17 protein-coding genes are annotated in these 24,422 nt (G+C 70.6%); 4 read left to right on the top strand and 13 right to left on the bottom strand.

Annotated features, from left to right (window positions below; all coding sequences use genetic code 11):
- Positions 1-70: 70 nt before the first annotated feature.
- The 9 genes from ACFQ58_RS06305 to ACFQ58_RS06265 all read right to left on the bottom strand — a co-directional run bounded on the left by ACFQ58_RS06305 (position 71) and on the right by ACFQ58_RS06265 (position 12,504).
- Positions 71-1,879, bottom strand: coding sequence for an ABC transporter ATP-binding protein (locus tag ACFQ58_RS06305; RefSeq protein ID WP_376950177.1), 1,809 nt, complete (start codon positions 1,877-1,879; stop codon positions 71-73).
- Positions 1,876-3,705: an ABC transporter ATP-binding protein gene (locus tag ACFQ58_RS06300; protein WP_376950348.1), complete on the bottom strand. Its 1,830-nt coding sequence runs from the start codon at positions 3,703-3,705 to the stop codon at positions 1,876-1,878. Before ACFQ58_RS06300 ends, ACFQ58_RS06305 begins: the two co-directional genes overlap by 4 nt.
- A gap of 495 nt (positions 3,706-4,200) precedes the next feature.
- Positions 4,201-5,460, bottom strand: a complete 1,260-nt coding sequence (gene ddaH / locus ACFQ58_RS06295) for a dimethylargininase (RefSeq protein ID WP_376950176.1) — start codon at positions 5,458-5,460, stop codon at positions 4,201-4,203.
- Between the two features lie 74 nt (positions 5,461-5,534).
- A complete protein-coding gene (locus tag ACFQ58_RS06290) occupies positions 5,535-6,632 on the bottom strand; it encodes a Glu/Leu/Phe/Val dehydrogenase dimerization domain-containing protein (RefSeq protein ID WP_376950175.1) in 1,098 nt (365 codons plus the stop codon).
- 84 nt (positions 6,633-6,716) lie between these two features.
- Positions 6,717-8,327: a bifunctional phosphoribosylaminoimidazolecarboxamide formyltransferase/IMP cyclohydrolase gene (purH, locus tag ACFQ58_RS06285; RefSeq protein WP_376950174.1), complete on the bottom strand. Its 1,611-nt coding sequence runs from the start codon at positions 8,325-8,327 to the stop codon at positions 6,717-6,719.
- Positions 8,324-8,914 carry a phosphoribosylglycinamide formyltransferase gene (gene purN / locus ACFQ58_RS06280; protein WP_376950173.1) on the bottom strand — a complete coding sequence of 197 codons (591 nt, stop codon included), beginning with the start codon at positions 8,912-8,914 and terminating at the stop codon, positions 8,324-8,326. The genes purH and purN overlap by 4 nt, the downstream gene beginning before the upstream one ends.
- Before the next feature lie 74 nt (positions 8,915-8,988).
- The gene (locus tag ACFQ58_RS06275; protein WP_376950172.1) at positions 8,989-10,326 is read right to left on the bottom strand and encodes a DUF6350 family protein; all 1,338 of its coding nucleotides are present in this window, start codon (positions 10,324-10,326) and stop codon (positions 8,989-8,991) included.
- Positions 10,327-10,355: 29 nt separating this feature from the next.
- A complete protein-coding gene (locus ACFQ58_RS06270; RefSeq protein ID WP_376950171.1) occupies positions 10,356-11,843 on the bottom strand; it encodes a hypothetical protein in 1,488 nt (495 codons plus the stop codon).
- A gap of 106 nt (positions 11,844-11,949) precedes the next feature.
- Entirely contained in the window at positions 11,950-12,504 is a 555-nt protein-coding gene (locus ACFQ58_RS06265) for a hypothetical protein (RefSeq protein WP_376950170.1), read from the bottom strand.
- Between the two features lie 260 nt (positions 12,505-12,764).
- Between ACFQ58_RS06265 and ACFQ58_RS06260 the strand changes: the two genes are divergently transcribed.
- Together ACFQ58_RS06260 and ACFQ58_RS06255 are read left to right on the top strand one after the other, a co-directional pair.
- Positions 12,765-15,521 (top strand): hypothetical protein, encoded by a 2,757-nt coding sequence (locus ACFQ58_RS06260; RefSeq protein WP_376950169.1) that lies wholly within the window; start codon positions 12,765-12,767, stop codon positions 15,519-15,521.
- Between the two features lie 344 nt (positions 15,522-15,865).
- Positions 15,866-17,263, top strand: a complete 1,398-nt coding sequence (locus ACFQ58_RS06255; RefSeq protein WP_376950168.1) for a prealbumin-like fold domain-containing protein — start codon at positions 15,866-15,868, stop codon at positions 17,261-17,263.
- Positions 17,264-17,349: 86 nt separating this feature from the next.
- Here the strand turns inward: ACFQ58_RS06255 and sucD are convergent, their stop codons facing one another.
- Together sucD and sucC are read right to left on the bottom strand one after the other, a co-directional pair.
- The gene (gene sucD, locus ACFQ58_RS06250; RefSeq protein ID WP_376950167.1) at positions 17,350-18,258 is read right to left on the bottom strand and encodes a succinate--CoA ligase subunit alpha; all 909 of its coding nucleotides are present in this window, start codon (positions 18,256-18,258) and stop codon (positions 17,350-17,352) included.
- 17 nt (positions 18,259-18,275) lie between these two features.
- Entirely contained in the window at positions 18,276-19,442 is a 1,167-nt protein-coding gene (gene sucC, locus ACFQ58_RS06245) for an ADP-forming succinate--CoA ligase subunit beta (RefSeq protein WP_376950166.1), read from the bottom strand.
- Between the two features lie 259 nt (positions 19,443-19,701).
- Between sucC and ACFQ58_RS06240 the strand changes: the two genes are divergently transcribed.
- Both ACFQ58_RS06240 and ACFQ58_RS06235 read left to right on the top strand, forming a co-directional pair.
- Entirely contained in the window at positions 19,702-20,433 is a 732-nt protein-coding gene (locus ACFQ58_RS06240; RefSeq protein ID WP_376950165.1) for a VIT family protein, read from the top strand.
- 12 nt (positions 20,434-20,445) lie between these two features.
- Positions 20,446-21,303, top strand: coding sequence for a DUF72 domain-containing protein (locus ACFQ58_RS06235; protein WP_376950164.1), 858 nt, complete (start codon positions 20,446-20,448; stop codon positions 21,301-21,303).
- 27 nt (positions 21,304-21,330) lie between these two features.
- On the opposite strand, the gene ACFQ58_RS06230 is transcribed toward ACFQ58_RS06235, so the two are convergent.
- Positions 21,331-21,873, bottom strand: coding sequence for an NUDIX domain-containing protein (locus ACFQ58_RS06230; RefSeq protein ID WP_376950163.1), 543 nt, complete (start codon positions 21,871-21,873; stop codon positions 21,331-21,333).
- Positions 21,870-24,389, bottom strand: a complete 2,520-nt coding sequence (locus ACFQ58_RS06225; protein ID WP_376950162.1) for an ATP-dependent helicase — start codon at positions 24,387-24,389, stop codon at positions 21,870-21,872. The genes ACFQ58_RS06230 and ACFQ58_RS06225 overlap by 4 nt, the downstream gene beginning before the upstream one ends.
- Positions 24,390-24,422 lie beyond the last annotated feature (33 nt).

The following is a 24,422-nucleotide window of genomic DNA, read 5'->3' as shown; positions in this document are numbered from 1 at the left end:
GTAGCTTGCGTGTTCCTAAACGGTGACTGGGCGGATGGCGCGAGCGCGAGCCCGCGCCATCCGCCGCCGTTCACACCAGCGAGTCGCGCCAGGCCGCGTGCAGCGCCGCGAACCGGCCCGTGCCCGCGATGAGCTCGGCCGGCGATCCGTCCTCGACGATGCGGCCGTGCTCCATGACGAGCACGCGGTCGGCGATCGCGACGGTCGAGAGCCGGTGCGCGATGATCACCGCGGTGCGGTCGGCCAGCAGCGTCTGCAGGCCCTCCTGCACCATCCGCTCGCTCGGGATGTCGAGCGACGACGTGGCCTCGTCGAGGATCAGCACGGCCGGATCGGCGAGGAACGCCCGCGCGAACGAGATCAGCTGCCGCTGACCCGCCGAGACGCGCCCGCCCCGCTTGTTCACGTCGGTGTCGTATCCGTCGGGGAGGCCCTCGATGAACTCGTGCGCCCCGACGGCCTTCGCGGCGGCGACGATCTCGTCGGGCGTGGCATCGGGCTTGCCGAGCGCGATGTTGTCGGCGACCGACCCCGAGAAGAGGTACGCCTCCTGCGTGACCATGACGATCGCGCGGCGCAGGTCTTTCGGATGGAGCCGGCGCAGGTCGACGCCGTCGAGCTCGACCACGCCATCGCTCGGGTCGTAGAACCGCGCGATGAGCTTCGCGAGCGTCGACTTGCCCGCGCCGGTCGAGCCGACGAGCGCGATGGTCTGCCCCGCGGGCATGCCGAGGTCGAACCGCGGCAGGACGATGCGATCCCTGGTGTAGGCGAACTCCACGCCTTCGAAGCGCACGTGCCCGTCCGCCGTCCAGAGGTCGACCGGATCCGTCGGATCGGGCACGCTCGGCTCCTCCTCCAGCACGCCCGAGATCTTCTCGAGGGCCGACGCGGCCGACTGGTAGGAGTTGTAGAACATCGCGAGCTCCTCCATCGGGTCGAAGAAGCGCTTGGTGTAGAGCACGGCCGCGAGCAGCACGCCCACCTCGAGCGCGCCGTCGACCACCCGGAAGCCGCCGATCAGGAGCACCGCCGCGACCGCGACGTTGCCGATGAGCGCGAGCGACGGGTTGTACACCGCGAACAGGCCGAGCACGCGTGCGTTCACGTCGCGGTACTCCTCGGTGAGCTCGCCGAACTCGCGCTCGTTGCGCCGCTCCTTGCGGAACGCCTGCACCGCGCGGATGCCGGTCATGGTCTCGACGAACTGCACGATGAGCTTCGCGCTCGACACGCGCGAGCGCCGGAAGAGCTTCTGCGAGCGCACCTGGAACCAGCGCGTGAGCAGCGCCAGCGGCACGAGCGTCGCGACCAGCACGAGGCCCGAGAGCCAGTCGAGCCACACGAGCGCGATCGCCGTGAACACCATGTAGAGCACACCGCGGACGAGCTGGTTGATGCCCTCGTCGAGCAGTTCGCGGATCGCGTCGAGGTCGCTCGTCTGCCGCGAGATGATGCGGCCCGACGTGTACGACTCGTGGAACTCGAGCGACAGCTTCTGCGTGTGCAGGAACACGCGCGTGCGCAGGTCGATGAGCACCGCCTGGCTCACGCGCGCGGCCAGTCGGATGTACCACGCGATGAGGAACGCGCCGACGGTCCCGGTCAGCAGGTACGCCACTCCGGCCAGCCCGACCGGCAGCCAGTCCTGCTGCAGGAGCGCCGGCAGGCCGCGGTCGATGCCGTACGCGATGATCGCGGGACCGGCGACCTGCGCGCCCGTTGACACGAGCACGATGGCGAGCGTGAGCCACAGCTGCGGGCGCAGCGGGCGCAGCAGCGAGCCGAGCAGTCGCAGGCTGCGTGCCCGGATCCAGCGGGACTCGGCCTTGGTGTACTCGTGGCGCTCCTCGCCCTGCACACCGGTCACGGTGCTCATCGGATCGCCTCCTTCCGGTCCGTCGTCGCGGCGGCGCCCGCCGCCTCCGTCAGTTCGTCGTCGTCGATCAGGTCCGATTCCTCGGCTCGGGCACGCCGCTGCTCGACTTCCAGGCTCGAGATCACGAACCGGTAGTGCTCGGACTCGCGCAGGAGTTCGGAGTGGGTTCCCACCGCCGTGATCCGGCCGTGCTCGAGCAGCGCGACCCGGTCGGCGAGCATGACCGTCGACGGCCGGTGCGCCACGATCAGTGCGGTCGTGTCGGCCAGGACCGTGCGCAGCTCGGCCTCGACCTTCGCCTCGGTGGCCACGTCGAGGGCCGACAACGGGTCGTCGAGCACCAGCACCGCGGGGTTCGCCGCGACCGCGCGCGCGAGCGCGAGTCGCTGCCGCTGTCCGCCCGAGAGGCTCATGCCCTCCTCGCCGACCTTCGTGTCGACGCCGTCGGGAAGGCGGTGGACGAATCCGGCCTGGGCGATTCGGAGCGCCTCGTCGAGGACGCGTTGCGCCTCGGCCGCGACATCCGGGTCGGATGCCGCGTCGCCCGTGAGCTCGGGACGGCCGAGCAGCACGTTCTCGCGCACCGACGCCGAGAACAGCGTCGCGTCCTCGAACGCCATCGCGATGTGGCGGCGGAGCTCCTCGCGGCTGAGCGCCCGGACGTCGACACCGTCGAGGGTCACCGAGCCGCCCGTGACGTCGTAGAGCCGCGTCGTCAGCGCGGTCATCGTGGTCTTGCCCGAGCCGGTCAGGCCCACGAGTGCCATCGTCTCGCCGGGCCGCAGGACGAGATCCACCCCGTCGAGCAGGTCGGCGAAGCGGTCCGGCGAATCCTGGTACCGGAAGTGCACGTCGGTGAAGGCGAGCTCGCCGCGCGGCCGCTCGACGGCGACGGGCCGCTCGGGGTCGGTCACGGCGTTCTCGCTGTCGAGGATGTCGAAGTACCGGTCGGTGGCCGTGCGCGCGTCCAGCGAGAACGCGAGGAGGAAGCCGATGGACTCGATCGGCCATGCGAGCACCGCCGCGGTCGCGAAGAACGCGACGAGCTGGCCCATCGAGAGCTCGCCCTGCGACGCGAGCCACACGCCGACCACGAGGCAGATCGCGAGAGCGACCGTGGGGACCAGGAGGATCCAGACCCAGATGTCGGCGTCGAGGCGGGCCTTCTCGATCTCGGTCGAGCGGAGCTGCTCGGCGCGCGCGCGGAACGAGGTCAGCGCGTGCTTGCCGCGCCCGAACGCCTTGAGCACGCGGATGCCGTGCACGGACTCCTCGACCGCCGTGGCGAGGTCGCCCGACTGGTCCTGGCTGCGCCGCGACACCTCGGAGTAGCGGCCCTCGAAGCGGTAGCCGACGATCCACAGGGGCACCGAGCACACGAGGAACACCAGGCCGAGCACCCAGCTCATGGAGATGAGGATGACGGCGCCGACGATGATCACGAGGAAGTTGCCGACGAGCAGCACGAAGCCGAACGCGAGCCACCGCCGGATCAGGCTGAGGTCGCTCACGGCGCGCGAGAGCAGCTGGCCGCTCGGCCACCGATCGTGGAAGCTCACCGGCAGGTCCTGCAGCTTCGCGTACAGCGCGTCGCGCATGCGGGCCTCGACGCGCGTGGTCGGCGTGAGCACGAGCCAGCGCCGCAGCGCGAACATGGCCGCCTCGCCGATGCCGAGCGCGAGCACGAGCAGCGACAGCGGCACGACCGCGCTGCGGTCGCCCTCGGCGAGCGGGCCGTCGACGATGGACTCGAGCACCTGCGGGATCGCGAGCGCGATCAGCTGGGCGACGAGGTACGCGGCCGTGCTCGCCACGATCGCGGGCATCGCCGGACCGACGTACTCGCGAAGGCGCCAGAGGGCGCGCACCGTGCCGATGCGCTGCTCATGCGGTGGGTGGGACGGGTGGGTGGCGGTCACGCCGGATCCTTCCGGAAAGCGCGACGGGTCACGTCGATGCGACCTCGTCGGATGGGAAACGCTGGAAGCTCGCGCGAGACGGCGCACGAGCGAATGATGCAGGGCGCGAACGGCTCCTGCGGGGAACGGCCGGCTCCCGCCGGCGAGACGACCTCGGGGGCTAGCCGGCGGAGACCGTGGCGGGGGCGACGTACGACGGGACGAACGGACCGAACGCCGCGACCGTGCGGGCGGGAATCTCGGTGGTCAGCATGTCGTCCTCCTGCGTCGTCGTCACGAACCCCTTGGCTGCGATCGGATGGTTCCCCGAGCGGCCAGCCCTTCAGGATACGAGGTCGGCAGAGTGGCGCGCAAGAGCGGATGGCGACATCCGCTTTCGGACGGAGGCTTCGATACGTCGCGTCAGCGCACCCGGACCGACAGGCAGGTCACGCAGCCCTCGAGCTTCTCGAACTCGCTGATGTCGACCGTCACGACCCGGTAGCCGAGACCCGACAGGAGTTCGGCCGTCTGCGGCGCCGAGGCCGACATGAGCAGTGTCTCGTCGGAGAGGACGACGACCGCGACGCCCTCGATCTCGGGCACGGGGAGGAAGCGCGTGAACAGGCTCGGCGTGTCGACGAGGTCGGGGTGGCCGATGACGGTGCCGTCGGGGAGCGCGGTGGCCGAGCTCTTCAGGTGCAGCGCCTTGGTCATGGGCACCGCCACGACGGTGTAGCCGCGAGGCACCAGGATGGCTCGGAGCTGGCGGATGCCCTCGGAATTCGTGCGGCTCGACGCGCCGACGTACACGGTGTCGCCGACCTTGAGCACGTCGCCGCCGTCGAGCGTGCCCGGTGCGGTGATCGACGCGACGGAGACGCCGGCCATGGCGCGGACCGCCCGCCCGACCGCCTCGACCTCGGGCTTGCGCGAGTCGGCACCGGGGTTCGCGATGACGGCCAGGTCGCCGAAGAAGACCACCATGTCCTCGATGAACACGGAGTCGGGCAGGTCGGGTGCGGCGTCGACCTCGACGGTGTCCCAGCCCTCGGCGACGAGTGCGGCGCAGTAGTCGTCCCACTGGGCGTCGGCCTTGGCCTGGTCGACGGGGCGGCGCTCGAGGTGCGTCAGCTGCGCCTCGTCGAGGTTCGACGCCGGGATCCGGACCAGGGCCACGTGACGGGTCACCCCGCGCTTCGGGCGGTGCCGTAGCACTGCCCGTGACACGCGCGGCGCGAGGTACACCTCGGCGAGCACGGCCGCGATGATGAACACCAGGTTCACGCCGACGAGCGTCGCGATCAGCAGCGAGAACACCTGCGCGGTGATCGACACACCGGAGGCGAGCACGTTGGCGGTTCCCGCGAGCAGCGTGGCGAGCAGCGCCGACGTGATGCCGACGGGAAGCGCGAGGAACCACGCGCGCAGCGCACCCGCGGCGTTGCCGACGCAGAGCAGCGCCCACAGGACGGCCGCGGCGAGCGCGAAGTACGGCAGCGCCGACGGGAGGATGGCCGGGTTCTGCCCCCGCGAGATGAAGGTCGCGAGCACGCCGGCCCCGAACGCCACGAGCGCGACCACCGCCGCCGACGCGATCGCGGCCACCGTGCGCCGGGCCACGGACGCCTGTGCGTGGGTGCGATCGGGCAGGGCAGGAGGACGAGTCGCGGGGGGCGTCATGGGCACGAGCCTATCGGCCCGATCGACCCCGCCCGGACGGCGCCGGCCTTGACCGGCGCCGTCGAATGGGGCGGTCAGCGCGCGGCGTCGAGACGCGTCCGCGCGAGCCGTTCGGCGGCCTCGAGCGTCGTGATGCCAGCGGTGTCGGCGTCGCGGAGGACGGTGCCCACGACGTCGCCGATGCCGGCGATGCGCGTGTCGAGCTCCTCCTGGCCGATGCCGGGCGCCGAGGCGAGGTCGAGGTACACGACGCCGCCCGCGTTCACCACGAAGTCGGGCGCCCACACGATGCCGCGCTGCCGCAGCATGCGGGCCACGTCGCGCTCGGCGAGCTGGTTGTTGGCGGCGCCGACGACTGCGCGGACGCGCAGCTGCTCGACGACCTCGGGCGTGAGCACGCCGCCGAGGCCGCACGGCACGAACACGTCGGCTTCGACGCGGTGCGCCTCGGAGGGGTCGACCCAGGCGGCGCCGAGCTCGTCGGCCAGCGCGCGCTTGCCGGTCGCGACATCCGTCACCGTGAGCCGTGCGCCGCCGGCGGCGAGCGCCCGGGCCAGGCGGCCGCCGACCTGGCCGAGGCCGGAGACGACGAAGTGGCGCCCGGCGACGTCGCGCGAGCCGAAGACGTGGTCGAGCGTGGCGAGGATGCCGGCGTGCACGCCTGCGGCCGTCGCGTCGGCGGGCTCGCCCACGCCACCCTGCTCGGTCGGCAGGCCGCACACGTGCTCGGTGCGCTGGTGCACGGTCGCCATGAGCTCGGCGCTCGTGCCGACGTCTTCCGCGGTCATGTAGGCGCCGCCGAGCGACTCGACGGCATCGCCGAGGTCGAGCATGGCGTCGTGACGGCGCGCCTCGTCGAGGGTCTCGCCGGCGGGGATGCAGACGACGGACTTGCCGCCGCCGCGCGCGAGGCCGGCCGCGGCATTCTTGAGGGTCATGGCCTGCGAGAGTCGCAGGGCGTCGGCGAGCGCGTCGGTCCAGTGCTCGTACTGCCAGACGCGGGCGCCGCCGAGCGCCTGGCCGAGGGCGGTGCTGTGCACCGCGACGATGATGGTGAGCCCGGAGCGGGGACCGCGCGTGATGAGCACGCGCTCGTGGTCGGGGGCGTCGACGGGCAGTGCGGCGTGGACTTCGTGGGCAGGGGTGGGGACGGGGGCGTCCATGATCGTCATCGATCGTTCTCCTTGTTCATCGCCTTGTGGGCGCGGCTGTGCAGGCGCTTCGTGGGCGCCCTCACCCCCAGCGTACCGCCGGAGTCAGTGGAAGAAGTGCCGTTCGCCGGTGAAGTACATGGTGACGCCGGCGGCCTTGGCGGCGGCGACGACCTCCTCGTCGCGCACGGATCCGCCGGGCTGCACGACGGCCTTCACGCCGGCGTCGAGCAGGATCTGCAGTCCGTCGGCGAAGGGGAAGAACGCGTCGGATGCCGCGACCGACCCGGCGGCGCGGTCGCCGGCCCGCTCGACCGCGAGCTTGCAGGAGTCGACGCGGTTGACCTGGCCCATGCCGACGCCGACGGACGCGCCATCCGTGGCCAGCAGGATCGCGTTGGACTTGACGGCCCGGCAGGCGCGCCAGGCGAACTCGAGGTCGGCGAGGGTCGCCTCGTCGGCCGGTTCGCCGGCGGCGAGCGTCCACGAGCCGGCGGGCGCGAACGACCGGTCGGCCTGCTGCATGAGCAGCCCGCCCGAGACCTGGCGGATCTCGACGGCGGTCGGCGTGAACCCGTCGGGCAGGCGCAGCAGGCGGATGTTCTTCTTCTGGGTGAGCACCTCGATCGCCTCGGCCTCGAAGTCGGGCGCGACGAGCACCTCGGTGAAGATGCCGGCGACGGTCTCCGCCATCCCGCGCGTGACCGTGCGGTTCGCGGCGATCACGCCGCCGAACGCCGACACGGGGTCGCACTCGTGCGCGCGGCGGTGGGCGTCGGCTATCGGGTCTGCGGCGCCGGATGACGCGACGGCGATGCCGCACGGGTTGGCGTGCTTGATGATCGCGACGGCCGGCGCATCGAAGTCGTACGCGGCCCGCACCGCGGCATCCGCGTCGACGTAGTTGTTGTACGACATCTCCTTGCCGTGCAGCTGCTCGGCCTGCGCGATGCCGGGGCGCCCGCCGATCGACGAGTAGCGCGCCGCCTTCTGGTGCGAGTTCTCGCCGTACCGGAGATCGGCGTCGCGGGTCCAGGCGCCGCCGACCCAGCTCGGGAACGGCGACTCCTCGACGGCCTGGTCGGGCGCGACGACGTTGCCGATCCAGGAGGCGACGGCGATGTCGTAGGTGGCCGTGTGGCGGAACGCCTCGCGCGCGAGGTCGCGGCGCTGGGCGAGTGTCGTGCCGCCGGCGCGCACGGCCGACACGATCTCGTCGTACCGGTCGGGTGAGACGACGACGGCCACGTTGGCGTGGTTCTTCGCCGAGGCGCGCACCATGGCGGGCCCGCCGATGTCGATCTGCTCGATGACCTGGTCGTGCGCGGCGCCGGAGGCGACGGTCTGGACGAACGGGTAGAGGTTCACGACCACGAGCTCGAACGGCTTGATCGCCAGCCCCGCGAGCTCGCGCTCGTGGTGCTCGAGGCGCAGGTCGGCGAGCAGGCCCGAGTGCACGCCGGGGTGCAGCGTCCGGACGCGCCCATCGAGGTGCTCGGGGTAGCCGGTGACGTCGGCGACCTGGGTGACGGGCAGGCCCGCCTCGGCGATGGCCTTGGACGTGCCGCCGGTCGAGACGATCTCGACGCCGGCGTCGACGAGGGCGGACGCGAGCTCGACGAGCCCGGTCTTGTCGCTCACGGCGATCAGCGCACGGTGCACGGGCACGATGTCGCGCTCGCGATAGAGGCTTGGATCGATCGCGGCTCCGCTCATCGGGCGAGCTCCTTCAGGTCGAGGTGGGAGTTGGCGATGTCGAGCACGGCCTGGATGAGCAGGCGCCGCTCGACGGGCTTGATGCGGTCGTGGAGGGTGGTCTCGGTGTCGCCGGGCAGCACGGGAATGCGCTCCTGCGCGATGATCGGGCCGCCGTCGACGGAGTTGTCGACCACGATGAGGCTGGCGCCGGTCTCGGTGACCCCGGCGGCGAGCGCGTCGCGCACGCCGTGCGCGCCCGGGAACTCGGGCAGGTACGCGGGGTGCGTGTTGATGAGGTGCGGGCTGAAGGCGTCGACCATGGCCGGCGGCACGAGCCGCATCAACCCCGAGAGGATGACGAGGTCGGGCTCCCACCGGCGGACCTGCTCGATGAGCGCCTCGCCCCACGCCTCGCGCGAGTCGTAGGCGGTGAACGGCACGGTGAACGACGGGATCCCGAACTGCTCGCCGAGCGCCAGCCCGTCCGCCTCGCGGTCGGCGCCGATGGCGACGACCCGCGCGGGGAACTCGGCGTCCTCCGACGCCTCGAGCAGCGCGCGGAGGTTCGATCCCGTGCCCGAGATGAGCACGACGAGCTTCAGCACCCTACGAGGGTACCCGTCGCGCGGTCGAGCGGATGACACGGGGCGGGCCGCTCAAGTGAGCACGCGTGCGTGCGTCAGCGAGTCGGGCCTCCGCGCGCGAGGCCCTCGAGCGGCACGGTGTCGGCCGACGCGGCGTCGGGCGGGCGCGCCGCGTCGTCCGGATCCGGCGGCAGGCGCCGACCGGGTTGTTCTGGCGCGCCGTGCCGCGAGCGCGACCGCGCCGCGAACGCGCCCGCGATCGCTCCGACGCCGACACTCGACGCCGCTGAGGCGGCCACCAGCAGGGCATCGGGCCCGACCTCGGCGAGCCGCCCGGGGCCGACGGCGCCCGCCGAGCAGGCGGCGAGCACGCCGAGGACGGCACCCGCGATCCCTCCGGCCGCCAGCCCGACGGCCAGCGTCACCCACCACGGCTCTCCGTCGCGGTCGGGCGCCGACCGCGCGACGAGCACCGCACCCCCGAAGCCGAGCAGTACGGGCAGCGCGAGCCAGAGCACGCCGAGCGGGGCGCCCTCGGCCGGCAGCCCGCCGAGCAGCGGCAGGCCGGGCACGGGCCCGATGAGCGTGACGCTCGGCGACACCGTCGTGCCGGCGCCGAGTGCGAATCCTGGGCCCAGGATCCACGCCGCCGCCCAGATGACGAGGTTCGGCAGCAACGCGAGCTCGGCGAGCACGATCGCGATGCCGCCATCGACGCCGGCGGCCAGCGCCTGCGAGAGCCCGATGATGGTCGGGTGCTCGACCGCGATCCGCACGGTCACGAGCACGGCCGCCACGGCGATCACGCCCATGGCCGAGCCGACGCCGATGCGGATGGCGGAGCGCACGCCTGCTCGGGCGGCGAGCGGGAACGCATCGACACCGCGGCGCACGGCGCCGGTCGTGACATCCGTCGACCACCCGCCTCGAGCGAAGGCGATCGCGATGCCGACGAGGACCCCTGCGGCCATGACGAGGGCGGGCATCACGGCGCCCTGCCAGACGACGGGCGCCGCGACATCCGTCGTGCCGAAGACCCCCAGCCCCGTACCCAGCAGGCCGACCACGACGACCGCCGACGCCGCGCCGACGATCGGGGTGCCGCTGTCGGACGCCCGGCGGCCGATGCGGACCCCGAAGGCGAACGTGAGCAGCGAGAAGCCGAGCAGCGCGATCGTGACCGTGAACGGTTCGGCGGCGCCGCCGACGCCGACGGATGCCGCGGTGAGCTCGTCGAGTCGCACGACCAGGTCGACCCCGTGACCGAGCAGCCACGCGTCGGCGGCGGCACGGAAGAAGACGTCGATGGGCGCGGCGAGCTCGAATCGCGTCGCCCAGAGGACCATGAGGGGCACGAGCGCGATGCCGTAGCCGACGAGCGTGCAGACGGCGGCCTCGAGCGCAGCCAGGAGGGCGATCGTCGTGCGTCTCATCCCACACGACTGTACGCGCCGCGCGGCGATCAGCCGGCAGGACGTGCGGTGTCGATGCGCTGCAGGGCGTCGTCGACCTCGTCGGCCGATGCGCCGGGCGCCGTCGTCGCTGCGCCGGGCGGCACGATCTCATCGGCCGCGCCGTCGGTGTCGGGTTCGGCGGCCGGGCCGGGCTCCGCCGGGGGTCGGCTGAGCAGCTCGACGAGGAGCACCGCGACGAGGGCGAACACGACCGTCCAGACCACGGTCGACACCTCGAGCGGCCGGTTCGCGAGGAGCACGAGCGCCGCGATGACCGCGATACCGGCGAAGATCGCCACGCGGTAGCGGTGCAGCGCCTCGCCGAACCGGCCCGTCGTGATGCCGTGCGCTTCGGCGCTGCTCCGCACGGCGGTGAACCCGTCGTCGGTGAACGACCGGACCGCACGCGCCGGACGCCACGGACCAGACAGCCACGCGATCAGCGCGACCGCGATCGCCAGCACGGTCAATGCGGCGATCGACGAGATCATCAGCTCGACGAGCTGGTCCCAGATCGACCGCGCGGCGGACGCGGGCATGATCGACGGGCTCACCGTGCTCACGAAGAACAGGCGGCCGGTGCCGTATCCGGCCAACGTGATCAGCATCGTGAGCGCCAGGCCGCCCGCGGTCCACACCAATGCGGCGCTGCGCCGCTTCGCGACGAGGACGCCCGCGACGAGCAGCAGCAGCACGATGAACGGCAGCCACGTGCCGACCGCGACGGCGAGCGTGTAGACCGTCTGCAGCAGCACGAGCGAGTCTGCCTGGGCGATCACGATGCTGCGGTCGATGGCCGGGATGGCGGAGGCGAACCCGATGCCGCGCTCCTCGAGCCGCTCCTTGACGCGTTCGATGATGGGCCCGAGCTGGATGCTCAGGGCGCCGTCATCGCTGATCGCGAGTGCGGCGTCCGGGTCGCCCTGGATGGCGGCGATGAACTGCCGGTGGCTGGCGGTGAGCGCGGCGCGCCAGATCTCCTCGAAGGCGTCGGACGTCACGATCCGGTCGACCACGTTGCCGACCAGTGTCGACAGGCCCTGCGCGGCCGGCGCCTCGAGCAGACCCAGCGCGTCCTCTGCGCGCGGCGGCAGGTCGAGGCTCCGGATCCCGTCGAACACGTCCTTGGTGAGCCCGGGGATGTCGACCTGTTCCTCGATCGCATCCGTCACCTGGGCGGAGATGAGCGCCTGCACGTCGGGATCCTCGGCGAGCGGCGCGAACGTCTCGACGAATCGGTCGGTGTCGACGAGCTGCAGCCGCGCCCACGCGCTGACGACGGCGACCGGTGCGAGAAGCAGCCCGATGATCACGAGGGCCACGGCCGCGATCGTGCGGCCGCGACGGCGACGGGGGCGGGGTGCGGCGGCGGATGTCGCGGAGCCGGCGGCCGCGCCATCCGTCGCACCGGTCGCCTCGCGAAGGGTCGCGTTCTCGGCTTCCAGTGCGGCGATGCGGGCGCGCAGGTCGAGCTCGGGGCTGGTCGGATCGGACATGGCGCACTCCTCCGTCGTCGGACGCCTCGCGGCCGACGCTATCGGCGCGGTCTCGACGGCGTCGGGGACGATGGTCCCGTGGCGTGGTCGCGGCGCCGCGCGGTCGTCAGTGCACGAACGCCTTGAGCAGGATCATGGCGATGCCGAAGCCGGCCGTCGCGATCGAACCCATCACCTGCCGGAGGAGGCTCGCGCCGCGGCGGCGGAACGCGATGAAGCCGAGGACGGCGAGCACGACCACGCCCGCCCAGAGCGCACTCCAGATCGCGAGCTGATCGGGCACGGCGCGCGTGGCGCCGAGCAGCAGGATGAACGACGGGATGAGGGCTGAGACGAGCAGGCCCAGGGAGCGCCGCAGCGAGATCCGGAACGCCTCGCCGAGGCCGACCATGCGGTGCTCGTCCATGCCGTGGTGGGCGACCGTGCCGGCGTAGACGTGGGCGGCCCAGAACACGACGACCGTAATGGTCACGGTCCAGAACACCGACCACGAGCTGTCGCCGTGCCCGCCGGCGACGACGATCATGCCCGACACGAGGATGACGCCGTAGACGGATTCCTCCGTGACGAAGCTCGCGCGGATCGCCTCGACCGGGCCGCGGTCGGGACTCGGCGCTGGACTCGGTCGGTCGGCTCGGAGCCGTCGTGCTGGCTCGGTCATGGCTTCATGCTGCCACGCGTTGCGCTCCGCGTGCCCCCATCTGGGGTAATGAGGATGGCTCATTCGACCTATCGGCGCCTCATCGCCGGGAGTAACGTTCGGACCGGCGTGAGACCCACTACGGCGCGATGCACGCCCGGAGACGTCCTTACCCCCGTCACCGGACGCGCCGACGACGGACGCCCGAGTCCGCCACGTCGCCCGCAGAGGACCGTTCGGCCCGCCCGGACCGGACGAAACTGCGAACCCGGGAGGCGAAGATGCCCCTGTCAACAACCCGAACGCCCGAGGAACGCCTGTCGTTCCGACGGCGATGTCTCCGCATCGCAGCCGCAGCCGGCTTCATCGGCCTCACTGCGACGGCCCTCGTGGCGGCACCCGCGCAGGCGAACCATCCAGAGGTGAGCCTCGCCGGCAGCAACTTCGAGATCGACACCAACGCCAACCTCGTCCGCGACGATGCGGCCCCGTCCGAGGACTGGGCGTCGATCGCAAACGACCTCCCGGATGTGACGACCGACGACGACAACCCTGAGAAGCGCAAGTCCGACCTGCCATCGGGCAACGGAGACAACTCGTTCACCCAGGGCTCCAAGGAGGACACGCCGGTCCCGACGCCCGAGTTCGGAAGCATTCCGCCGAACAAGAGCGACCTGAAGACCTTCGGCACGTACCTCGAGACCGTGGACGTCAACCCGGCGCCCGACGTCGAGGAGCTCAAGGACTTCCTGCACATGTACTGGCACCGCGTCCAGGACCCCTCGGGCACGACGAACATGGACTTCGAGTTCAACCAGTCCGAGGTCATCTCGTCCAACGGCGTGACACCTGTACGCACCGCCGGCGACCTGCTCATCCAGTACGACCTCTCCAACGGCGGCACGAACCCCCAGCTGTTCCTCTCCCGCTGGGTCACGACGGGGAACAAGTCGCTCTGCGAGGCGGCGAACGCCACCCCGTGTTGGGGAGACCGCGTGAACCTGACCTCGGTCGGCGACGCGACCGGCTCGATCAACACCACAGCGATCACTGCCGCGAACGCCGATGGTCTGGGCGCGATCTCCGCGCGCACGTTCGGTGAGGCGAGCGTCGACTTCTCGGCGATCGTCGGCACCGGCGAGTGCGTGTCGTTCGGAAGCGCGTACCTGAAGAGCCGGTCGTCCGACTCGTTCACGGCGGCGATGAAGGACTTCATCGCCCCGCTGGACACGGGCATCGACTCGTGTGCGAAGGTCACCATCCGCAAGGTGACGGACCCGAGCCCCGATCCTTCGGACTCGTCGTTCGCCTACACCACGGGGAACTTCTCGACGCCGGACGGCGACGACCCGACCTTCAGCCTGAAGGACACGGAGAGCCAGGCCTACGACGAGGTCTTCCTCGGGGACGGCATCACGGTGACGGAGGATCTCAGCCAGCTGCCGACGGGTTGGAAGCTCGCCGACATCGACTGCGACGCAAGTTCTGGCGTCGATCCGGTGGTGGACATCGCGACCGGAACGATCACCTTCGATCTCGATGCGAACAGCGACTCGGTCGACTGCACGTACTACAACGAGACCGGTGGCACGGTGATCGTGCGGAAGGTCACGGATCCCACGACGGACCCGGAGGACTTCCCGTTCGGCTTCACCAAGGCGTTCTCGACGCTGGTCGCCACCGACCCGACGTTCACGCTCGGGGACGGCGAGCACATCCAGTTCGATGACGTGCTCTTCGGCGAGGACCTCACGATCACCGAGGACGACCTGCCACCAGGCTGGGCGCTCGAAGACATCGACTGCTCTGCGAGCAGTGCAGATGTCGAGTACGTGGAGGACGAAGCCACCGGAACGGTGACGTTCGACATCGAAGATGCTAGTGACATCCTCGACTGCACGTACGGCAACCAGACGGGCGGCCAGGTGATCATCCGCAAGGTGACCCAGCCGAGTCCGGACCTCACGGACACGTCGTTCGACTACTCAACCTCTTTCTCGACGCTGGAGGGCGAAGTCGACCCGACGTTCGTCCTGAAGGACACCGAGAGCAAGTCGTATCCGAACGTGCTGTTCGGTACAGACCTCACGGTGACTGAGGACGCGCTGCCCGCAGGCTGGGAGCTCGTGAGCCTCAACTGCGACGCGAGCTCGGCTGGAGTAGTGACGGACATCAGCGGCGCGGTCGTGACCTTCGACATCGACGACGCCGATGACCTGCTCGACTGCACGTACACCAACCGAGCAGCGGGCTCGATCACCGTCGAGAAGATCACCGACAGCGGGTTCGGGTCGTTCGACTTCACGTCAGGCAGCCTCACGCCGTCGCCGTTCACACTGACGACGACCGCCGCGGGCGCAGCGGGCGCGGACTCGAGGACCTTCTCGGACCTCGACCCGGGCACGTACGACGTGGCCGAGACGGTTCCGACGAACTGGAACCTCGTGAGTGCGACGTGTGACGACGGCTCCGACCCGGCCTCGATCCAGTTGGACCCCGGTGACGCGATCACGTGCACGTTCCACGACGACCGCGAGGTCGGTGCGATCGAAATCACCAAGCTGCGCAAGCACGCGGCCGACGGCCTGGGTGAGAACCACCCGCACGAGGGCGTCGACTTCGTGATCACGGGCGGCGAGCTGCCGGCTGAGGGCATCACGGTCACGACGAATGCAAGCGGCGTGGCCTGTGCCACCGACCTGCTGGTGAGCGACCTGCCTGGCGTTGGCCTCTACACGATCACCGAAGTGGTTCCCGACGGCTACGCCGACGTGGGCACCCAGACGGCGAACGTGACTGAGGCGGCCGACTGCGACTCCGCCAACGAGGGCGCGGTCAAGGAGTTCGTGAACACGCCGCTGACCGATATCACGGTGAGCGTCAACTCGCAGGTCGATGGCGGCACGTTCTCGAGCATCGAGTGCGATGTCGACGGATCGGACACGGTGAGCCTCGCGGACGCCCTGGACGACCCGAGCATCACGATCGAGGACCTCGAGCCTCGGACCGTCGTCTGCACGATCGTGATCGATCCGTAAGAGAGGAGCGGATCGTCCAATCGATCTGATCAACCGATTCATCTGACACGGGAGGTCCCGCCGGCTCCCACCGGCGGGACCTCCTTCGAATGCGGGCGGGCGCGAGGTCCCCCCGCCCCCCGATCTGGGTACATGAGTATTCCTCAATACCAGTTTCGGCGCCCCGAAGACCGGAGTAACCTCTGGACCGGCGTGAGACCCACTACGGCGCGATGCACGCCCGGAGACGTCCTTACCCCCGTCACCGGACGCGCCGACGACGGACGCCCGAGTCCGCCACGTCGCCCGCAGCGGAGCGTCCGGCCCGCCCGGACCGGACGAGACTGCGAACCCGGGAGGCGAAGATGCCCCACACCACAACCCGCACGCCCGAGGAACGGATCGCGTTCCGCAAGCGATGTCTACGTCTGGCCGCCGCGGGCGGCTTCGTCGCGCTCGTCGGCGCAACGCTCGTCGGCGGACCGGCGCTCGCAGGCCACGGCGACGTCACCCTCGCCGGGAGCAACTTCGAGATCGACACCAACGCGAACCTGAAGGTCGACCACGCGGCGCCTTCGGTCGACTGGGCGTCGTTCGCGCACGCCAACCCGCTGGTCGACCCCGAGAAGCGCAAGGCCGACCTCGCCAGCGGCGGCGGCGACGACTCGTTCGGCCAGGGCTCGAAGGAGGACACCCCAGTTCCCACGGTCGTCGACGGAAGCATCCCGCCGAACAAGAGCGACCTGAAGAACTTCGGCATCTACCTCGAGGAGACGGCAGGCGACGACTTCCTGCACATGTTCTGGCACCGTGTCCAGGATCCGTCCGGCACGACGAACATGGACTTCGAGTTCAACAAGAACAAGGCGGACCCGGCCCTGGGCAACGGCGTGACGCCGATCCGCAGCGACGGCGACCTGCTGATCCAGTACGACCTGGCCAACGGTGGAACCTCGCCCGAGCTGTTCCTCTCCCGGTGGGTCGCCACGGGCCCGAAGTCGCTCTGCGAGGCGGCCAACAGCACGCCGTGCTGGGGTGTCCGCATCAACCTGAGCGACGCCGACGACGCGACCGGATCGATCAACACCAGCGCGATCCCGGCGGCTGAGTCCGACGGCCTCGGCAGCGTCTCGGCGCGCACCTTCGGCGAGGCGTCGGTCAACTTCTCGGAGATCGTCGGTGATGACGAGTGCGTCGCGCTCGGCAGCGCCTACCTGAAGAGCCGTTCGTCCGACTCGTTCACCGCCGCGATGAAGGACTTCATCGCGCCGATCGACACGGGCATCGACACCTGCGGCGCCCTGGTGATCTCCAAGACGGCGAAGCACGCCGAGTCCGGACCCGGTGACCACCCGCAGGCAGATGTGGAGTTCACGGTCACGGGCGGCGGACTGGTCGACCCGCTCGTCGGTACCACCGACGCCGATGGCCTGCTCTGCTTCGAGGGACTCACCGCGGGCACGTACACCGTGACCGAGACGGTTCCCGACGGGTATGTGTCGGCCGACGCCGAGCAGGATGGGACCGTCGTCGCGCAGAGCGACTGCGACACGGCGACCCCGGTCGAGTTCTCGAACACGCCGTTGACCGACCTCACGGTCAGCGTCGACTCGCAGGTCGACGGCGGCACGTTCTCGAGCATCTCGTGTGATGTCGACGGCTCCGACGAGGTGCTGCTGACGGACGAGATCGACGACCCGAGCGTGACGATCACCGATCTCGAACCGAGGACCGTGGTCTGCACCATCGTGATCGACCCGTGACCCCAAGAGGAGGAATCACTCTCTGAAACCGAAGGGCCCCGCCGGCGATCGCCGGACGGGGCCCTTCCCTGCGGGTTCGTGGAACGCTACGCGCCCAGCCCCTCGTACACCTCGCGCAGCAGGCGAGCCGTCTCGGACGGCGTCTTGCCGACCTTGACGCCGGCGGCCTCGAGGGCCTCCTTCTTCGCCTGCGCGGTGCCCGCCGAGCCCGAGACGATGGCGCCGGCATGGCCCATCGTCTTGCCCTCGGGCGCCGTGAAACCGGCGACGTAGCCGACGACCGGCTTCGTCACGTTCGCCTTGATGAAGTCGGCCGCGCGCTCCTCGGCGTCACCGCCGATCTCGCCGATCATGACGATCGCCTTGGTCTCGGGGTCGGCCTCGAACGCCTCGAGGGCGTCGATGTGCGTGGTGCCGATGATGGGGTCGCCGCCGATGCCGATCGCGGTCGAGAAGCCGAGGTCGCGCAGCTCGTACATCATCTGGTACGTCAGCGTGCCCGACTTCGAGACCAGGCCGATCGGGCCCTTGCCCGTGATGTTCGCCGGGGTGATGCCCACGAGCGACTCACCGGGGCTGATGATGCCCGGGCAGTTCGGCCCGATGATGCGGGTCTTCTCGCCCTGCTCCTTGGCGTAGGCCCAGAACTCGGCCGAGTCCTGCACGGGCACGCCCTCGGTGATGATGACGAGGAGCGGGATCTCCGCGTCGATCGCCTCGATCACGGCGTCCTTCGTGTACGCCGGCGGCACGAAGGCGATCGAGACATCCGCGCCGGTCGCCTCGATGGCCTCCGTCACCGAGGCGAAGACGGGCAGCTCGACGGCGTTGCCATCCTTGTCCTTGTGCAGCACGGTCGTGCCGGCCTTGCGCGCGTTCACGCCGCCGACCACCTGGGTGCCCGCGGCGAGCATGCGCGCGGTGTGCTTCGAGCCCTCGCCGCCGGTGATGCCCTGGACGATGACCTTGTTGTCCTTGTTCAGGAAGATCGTCATTGCTCTCGAATCCTTCTCTACGCGGCGTTCGCCAGCTCGGCGGCCTTGTCGGCGCCCTGGTCCATGTTCTCGGCGAGGGTGACGAGCGGGTGCGCCGCCTCCTCGAGGATGCGACGGCCCTCCGCCACGTTGTTGCCGTCGAGGCGCACGACAAGCGGCTTGTTCGCGGTGTGACCGAGCTCGGCCAGCGCGCCGACGATGCCCTTCGCGACCTGGTCGCACGCCGTGATGCCGCCGAAGACGTTCACGAACACCGACTTGACCTGCGGGTCGCCGAGGATGATCGAGAGGCCGTTGGCCATGACCTCGGCCGATGCGCCGCCGCCGATGTCGAGGAAGTTCGCCGGCTTCACGCCGCCGTGGTTCTCGCCGGCGTAGGCGACGACATCGAGCGTCGACATCACGAGGCCCGCGCCGTTGCCGATGATGCCGACCTCGCCGTCGAGCTTGACGTAATTGAGGTCGAGCTCCTTGGCCTGCGCCTCGAGCGGGTCGGTCGCCGACGTGTCCTCGAGCAGCGCGTGGCCGGCGTGGCGGAACTCGGCGTTCTCGTCGAGCGTGACCTTGCCGTCGAGGGCGATGATCTCGCCGTCCTCCGACAGGATGAGCGGGTTGACCTCGACGAGCGTGGCGTCTTCCGAGGTGTACACGTCGTAGAGCTTCACGAAGACGTCGGCGACCTTGTCGACGAGCTCGGCCGGGAAGTTCGCGGCCTGTGCGATCTCGCGGGCCTTCTCGGGCGTGATGCCGGTGCCGGGGTCGACGTCGATGCGGGCGAGCGCCTCGGGCTTCTCGACCGCGAGCTGCTCGATCTCCATTCCGCCCTCGACGCTCGTGAGCGTGAGGTACGAGCGGTTGGCACGGTCGAGCAGCACCGAGAAGTAGAACTCCTGCGCGATGCGGGCGCCGCCGGCGACCATGACGCGCTTCACGACGTGGCCCTTGATGTCGAGGCCCAGGATGTCGCGAGCGGCCGCCTCGGCCTCGTCGGGGGTCTTCGCGACCTTGACGCCGCCGGCCTTGCCGCGGCCACCCGTCTTGACCTGGGCCTTCACCACGACGACGCCGCCGAGCTGCTCGGCCGCGGCGCGCACCGCCTCGGGGGTGTCGGCGACGATGCCCGGGAGCACCGGCACTCCGTACTTCTCGAAGAGGTCTCTCGCCTGGTACTCGTAAAGATCCACGCTCTGCTTCCAATCGTTCCGCGCGCCCGCGCGCAGGGATGGGTGGGATGGGAGGCCCGGCTGTGAGAGTCTCGACGTCAAGATACCTCGATATCGAGATAAGTCGAACCGCGACCATGGTACCCCGCCGTCGACGTGCCCTCGAACCGGCGGCAGCCCGTGACAGGCGGCGCGACGGCGGCGTGCGGGCCGTGCGGGCGCCGCGCAGGTGAGCCTCACCATGCTGGCGAGGCCCCGGGCCGAGTGGAAGACTGCCCGCATGACGGATGCCACGGATGCCACGGCCGAGCCGGTCCACCGCGTCGACCCGCACGACGGCAAGGTGCACGAGAAGCTCAACTGGCTGCGCGCCGGCGTGCTCGGTGCGAACGACGGCATCGTGTCGGTCGCCGCGCTGGTGGTCGGTGTCGCCGCGGCGACGACGGATGTCGGAGCCATCCTGATCGCGGGCGCCGCCTCGGTCGCGGCCGGCGCGATCTCGATGGGCCTCGGCGAGTACGTGTCGGTGTCGAGCCAGCGCGACACCGAGCACGCGCTCATCGCGAAGGAGAAAGCCGAGCTCGAGACGATGCCGGAGCAGGAACTCGACGAGCTCGTCGAGATCTACCGCGGCAAGGGCCTCTCGCCCGAGACGGCCGAGCGTGTCGCCGAGGAGCTCACCGCGCATGACGCCCTCGCCGCGCACCTCGAGGCCGAGCTGCACATCTCGCAGGAGGACGTGGTCAACCCGTGGCATGCCGCATGGGCCTCGGCGGCGGCGTTCCTGATCGGCGCGGTCCTGCCGATGATCGCGATCCTGCTGCCGCCGCCCGAATGGCGCATCGTCACCACGTTCATCGCCGTCATCGTCGCGCTCGCGATCACCGGCTGGCTCTCCGCGTGGATCGGCGGCGCGCCCCGCGTGCGCGCGGTCACGCGGGTCGTCGTCGGCGGCGCGCTCGCCCTCGTCGTCACGTGGATCATCGGCGCGCTGCTCGGCGGGGCGATCTAGCGAGCGCGTCTCATGTCAGAGGCACGGGTCGGCATCTCGGGCTGGCGTTACAAGGGCTGGCGCGGCGTGTTCTACCCGAAGGGGCTCCGGCAGGCCGACGAACTGGCGTATGCCGCTGCACGCATGACCTCGATCGAGGTCAACGGCTCGTTCTACTCGCTGCAGCGCCCGGCCAACTGGCAACGGTGGCGCGACGGGACGCCCGACGGATTCGTGTACGCGGTCAAGGGGCCGCGCTTCGTGACGCACATCAAGCGCCTCCGCGACATCGACGCGCCGCTGGCGAACTTCTTCGCGTCGGGCGTGCTCGACCTGGGCGCGAAGCTGGGCCCGGTCCTGTGGCAGCTGCCGCCGACGCTCGCGTTCGACGCCGGGCTGCTCGACGCGTTCCTCGGCCGGCTTCCGCGATCGAGGGCGGATGCCGCGGCCCTCGCGGCACGCCATGACGAGCGGATGGAGGGACGCGCCTCCTTCGCGGTGGGTGACGACGCCGGCCTCCGGCACGCGGTCGAGGTGCGCCATCCGTCGTTCGAGGACGCGGCCGACGAGTGGACCGCAGTGCTCGAGCGGCACGGCATCGCGAGCGTCACGGCGGACACCGCGGGTCGGTACCCGCGCCTGGACCGCACCACGGCGGACTTCGCGTATGCGCGGCTGCACGGCGAGGAGGAGCTCTACGCGTCGGGGTACGACGCCGAGTCGCTCGATCGGTGGGCGGCGTGGACTCGCTCCCACCTCGACGCAGGACGCGACGCGTACCTCTATTTCGACAACGACATCAAGGCGCGCGCCCCCTACGACGCGATGGCCCTCATCGCGCGGCTCTCGCTGCCGCCCGCCCTTGCGGCGCCCGCGACCGAGGCGGGCTGAGCGCGCGGCCCGGCAGGCGTTCGCGGCTCAGCCGATGCGGCCGAGTTCGAGCGAGGCGAACATGAGCGCGGCGACCGTCTCGCCGTCGCGGATCTCGCCACCTCGCAGCATCCGCATGACCTCGGCCCACGGCACCGTGCGGACGTGGCGGATGCCCTCCTCGGCGGCGTCGTGCCCGGCGTGCGGCGACGGGCGCAGCCCGGTGGCGACGAAGACGACCTCGCTCGCGCGGCAGATGCCGTTCAGCGCGTCCATGCGGCCGACCTCGCGCCAGTGCGTCGCCTCGAGCCCGGTCTCTTCGAGCAGTTCGCGCTGCGCGGCGACGAGCGGGTCGTCGCCGTCGGTGCCGCCCGCGGGCAGCTCGATCGACTCGCCGACGGTGTGCCGGTCGAGCGTGACGAGCACGATTTCGTCGTCGTCGGTGACCGCCACGACGAACACCGCGACGTTGCGCAGTTCGACGACGCCGTAGATTCCGTCGCTGCCGTCGGGGCGGACGACCGCATCTTCGGTCACTCGGATCCACGGATTCTCGTAGACAGTCCGCTGCGACCGGATGGGCCAGGTCACAGCTTCTCGATCGGTGCGATCTTGATGAGCAGCTTCTTCTGCCCGGCGGTGTCGAACGCGACGTGCGCGATGCGCTTGCTGCCCTCGCCGGTCACCTGCCGGACGGTGCCCTCGCCGAAGTCGGTGTGCCGGATGCGGTCGCCCGCCTCGAGGGTCAGGTCGCCGTTGTCGCGCACCGTGCCGGTGACGCGGTTCGCCCACTCGGCCTTCGGCGCCGCCGACTTCGTGACGCTGAACCGCTCGAGGTCGCGGTCGCGCAGCCCCCAGGCGCCGCCGCCCGAGCCGCCGCTGCCGTAGCCGCCGCGGCGCGCGTTGAGCGCACGAGGCTGGGTTCCGCCGCGGCTGGTGGCCATGCCGGGCGACTGCTTCCAGTCGATGAGCTCGTCGGGGATCTCCTGCAGGTACCGGCTCGGCATCGCGACCGACACCTCGCCGAACTGCGCACGGCTCATCGCGAGCGAGAGGTAGAGCCGCTTGCGGGCCCGCGTGATGCCGACGTAGAACAGGCGCCGTTCCTCGGCCGGCCCGCCCGGCTCGATCGCCGACATCTGGTGCGGCAGCAGGCCCTCCTCGATGCCGGTGAGGAACACGGCGTGGTACTCGAGTCCCTTGGCCGTGTGGAGCGTCATGAGCGAGACGGTGCCCGACGCGTCGTCGAGCTCGTCGGCCGCGGCCACGAGCGACACCTGCGTGAGGAAGTCGACGAGCCCGGAGCCCGGGTTCTCGCGGTCGAAGTCCTTGGTCTGCGCGAGCAGTTCCTCGACGTTCTCTGCGCGAGTCTCGTCTTGCGGGTCGCGGCTGTTGCGGAGCGTCTCGACGAGCCCCGACCGGTCGAGCAGGTGCGCGAGCACGTCGGAGACCTTCGCGGCACCCTCGTTCGTGCCCTCGTCGATGCCCTTCTGCGACGGCACGAGCATCGCGGCGGCCTCGTCGAGCAGGTTCGCGAGGTCGAGGATCGCCCTCGTGACCTTCGGGCCGAGCCCCAGCCCGTCGGCGGCGCGCATCGCCTGCCGGAACGACAGGTCGTTCTGCTCGGCGAAGCTCGCGATCGAGGTCTCGGTCGCGGGACCGATGCCCCGCTTCGGCGTGTTCAGGATGCGGCGGATGGCGAGTTCGTCGAGCGGGTTCGCGACGGCGATGAGGTACGCCATCGCATCCTTGATCTCGGCGCGCTCGTAGAACTTCGTGCCGCCGACCACGCGGTACGGCAGCGCGGAGCGCACGAAGATCTCCTCGAGCGCACGGGTCTGCGCGTTGGTGCGGTAGAACACCGCGATGTCGCGGTAGGCGACGCCCGCGCGGTGCAGCGCCTCGACCTCGTCGGCGACGAACTGCGCCTCGTCGTGTGCGGAGTACCCCGTGTAGCCGGTGATCTTGTCGCCGTCGCCGTCGGCCGTCCAGAGCTTCTTGTCTTTTCGGTCGAAGTTGTTCGAGATGACCGCGTTGGCGGCGCTCAGGATGTTCTGCGTCGACCGGTAGTTCTGCTCGAGCAGCACGACCTTCGCGCCCGCGAAGTCGCGCTCGAACTCCACGATGTTGCGGATGTCGGCGCCGCGGAACGCGTAGATGGACTGGTCGGAGTCGCCGACGACGGTGAGCGCCGCGCCGGGGATCGCGCCCGAGGCATCCGTCATGCCCCGGACCAGCACGCCGTGCTCATCGAGCTCGGCCACGACGTCGGGTTCGACGGGGCGGGTGAGCTCGCGGATGAGTGCGTACTGCGCGTGGTTGGTGTCCTGGTACTCGTCGACGAGGATGTGCCGGAACCGCCGCTGGTAGAGCGCGGCGACCTTCGGGAACGCCCGGAACAGGTAGACCGTCTCGCTGATGAGGTCGTCGAAGTCGAGCGCGCTCGCGTCGCGCAGCCGCCGCGTGTACTGGCGGAAGATCTCGAGGAACATCACGTCGTTCGGGTCGTTCATGTTGACGTTCCGCGCGTAGGTCTCGACGTCGCTGAGCTCGTTCTTGAGATTCGAGATCTTCGCCTGCGCGCTCGCGGGCGTGAAGCCGAGGGTGTCGGCGTCGAGCTCCTTGATGATGCGCTTGAGGATGGTGCGCTGGTCGGCCGAGTCGTAGATCGTGAACGTGGTCGACAGGCCCATCGCCGCCGCCTCGCGCCGCAGGATGCGCACGCATGCCGAGTGGAACGTCGAGATCCACATGCCGCCCGCCGCCTCGCCGAGCAGAGCCTCGACGCGCTCGCGCATCTCGGCCGCGGCCTTGTTCGTGAACGTGATGGCCAGGATCTGGCTCGGCCACGCCTCGCGCCCGTCGATCAGGCTCGCGATGCGGTGCGTGAGCACGCGGGTCTTGCCCGACCCCGCGCCCGCGACGATGAGCAGCGCCTGGCCGCGGTACTCGACCGCCTCGCGCTGCTGCGGGTTGAGCCCGGCCGTCAGGCGATCGGATGCCGCGTGGCCGGCGGCGCCCTGCGGCCCGCCTTCACGCGCATCGGAGGCCGCGACGGGCGCCTCGCGCCAGCCGGTGGGGTCGTCGGGGTCGAGGATCAGCGTCATGTCCTCTCAAGTCTAGGCGCGCCATCCGACAGC

This window comes from Agromyces sp. NPDC056523, assembly GCF_042794545.1.
Classification (GTDB): domain Bacteria; phylum Actinomycetota; class Actinomycetes; order Actinomycetales; family Microbacteriaceae; genus Agromyces.
The sequence above is the reverse complement of the archived record's forward strand: the minus strand, read 5'-3'. Positions and strand labels throughout refer to the sequence as shown.

Excerpts from the sequence above, each read along its gene's own strand:
- ACFQ58_RS06305 (WP_376950177.1), bottom strand. The coding sequence starts at position 1,879 with ATGAGCACCGTGACCGGTGTGCAGGGCGAGGAGCGCCACGAGTACACC.
- ACFQ58_RS06300 (WP_376950348.1), bottom strand. The coding sequence starts at position 3,705 with ATGCCCGCGATCGTGGCGAGCACGGCCGCGTACCTCGTCGCCCAGCTG.
- ddaH (WP_376950176.1), bottom strand. The coding sequence starts at position 5,460 with ATGACGCCCCCCGCGACTCGTCCTCCTGCCCTGCCCGATCGCACCCAC.
- ACFQ58_RS06290 (WP_376950175.1), bottom strand. The coding sequence starts at position 6,632 with ATGACGATCATGGACGCCCCCGTCCCCACCCCTGCCCACGAAGTCCAC.
- purH (WP_376950174.1), bottom strand. The coding sequence starts at position 8,327 with ATGAGCGGAGCCGCGATCGATCCAAGCCTCTATCGCGAGCGCGACATC.
- ACFQ58_RS06275 (WP_376950172.1), bottom strand. The coding sequence starts at position 10,326 with ATGAGACGCACGACGATCGCCCTCCTGGCTGCGCTCGAGGCCGCCGTC.
- ACFQ58_RS06270 (WP_376950171.1), bottom strand. The coding sequence starts at position 11,843 with ATGTCCGATCCGACCAGCCCCGAGCTCGACCTGCGCGCCCGCATCGCC.
- ACFQ58_RS06265 (WP_376950170.1), bottom strand. The coding sequence starts at position 12,504 with ATGACCGAGCCAGCACGACGGCTCCGAGCCGACCGACCGAGTCCAGCG.
- ACFQ58_RS06260 (WP_376950169.1), top strand. The coding sequence starts at position 12,765 with ATGCCCCTGTCAACAACCCGAACGCCCGAGGAACGCCTGTCGTTCCGA.
- ACFQ58_RS06255 (WP_376950168.1), top strand. The coding sequence starts at position 15,866 with ATGCCCCACACCACAACCCGCACGCCCGAGGAACGGATCGCGTTCCGC.
- sucD (WP_376950167.1), bottom strand. The coding sequence starts at position 18,258 with ATGACGATCTTCCTGAACAAGGACAACAAGGTCATCGTCCAGGGCATC.
- ACFQ58_RS06240 (WP_376950165.1), top strand. The coding sequence starts at position 19,702 with ATGACGGATGCCACGGATGCCACGGCCGAGCCGGTCCACCGCGTCGAC.
- ACFQ58_RS06235 (WP_376950164.1), top strand. The coding sequence starts at position 20,446 with ATGTCAGAGGCACGGGTCGGCATCTCGGGCTGGCGTTACAAGGGCTGG.
- ACFQ58_RS06225 (WP_376950162.1), bottom strand. The coding sequence starts at position 24,389 with ATGACGCTGATCCTCGACCCCGACGACCCCACCGGCTGGCGCGAGGCG.